Raw genomic sequence first — 610 nt, 5'->3', positions numbered from 1 at the left:
GGTGACGCCGCTCGCCATGTTGCCCGGCCTGGCGGATCGGGACGGCCTGGCGGATCGGGACGGCGCGGTGGATCGGGGCGGGGTGGGGGCACGTTCCGGCGCGACGGCGTGCGACGGGGCACCCGACCGGGCCGGCTTGCTCGGGTCGGCCGGCTTGCTCGCGCGGGGGGCGAGGTGGCTCGAGATGGAGTGCTCGACTCCCGTCCGACAGACGTCGACGTCACCCCCTCCGTGGACCGGCGCAAGGGCCGGAGTCTTCCTGGGACCTGTCCAGCATGCGTGAGCCGGCACTTGGTCGCTCACCGGCAGCACCGCCTCGAACCCGGTGCGATGTGGCAGCGGGTGCGCGCCGATTCGTGGCGGTTGGCGCGGACGGTCTGATTCGCAGGTAACGCTAGACGAGCGTTTCACCGGCGGACCAGCCGCCACGTCAGGTGTGTGCGGTACGTCCTACATTGTTTAGCAGACGTTAAGGAAGTGTGGATCTGATGGTGCGTGCCCCGGCCGGTCCGGGCGGGTGCGGCCGGACGATGGGCTGGCTGGCTGCCGGGGACCGGTGAGGGCGGCCGGGTCACCGGCCCGGCGGGGGCTGCGGGGCCGTGGGATAGGG

Annotated in this window: 1 protein-coding gene; it reads left to right on the top strand. The window is 72.6% G+C overall.

Features of this window, described 5'->3' with window-relative positions; translation table 11 throughout:
- A partial coding sequence (locus tag AC08OJ_RS15550; RefSeq protein WP_476596089.1) for a hypothetical protein occupies positions 1–283 on the top strand: 283 nt, incomplete at its 5' end.
- Between the last annotated feature and the right edge of the window lie 327 nt (positions 284–610).

This window comes from Frankia sp. CgKIO3 (assembly GCF_977946435.1).
This window is presented reverse-complemented; position numbering and strand designations above follow the sequence as displayed.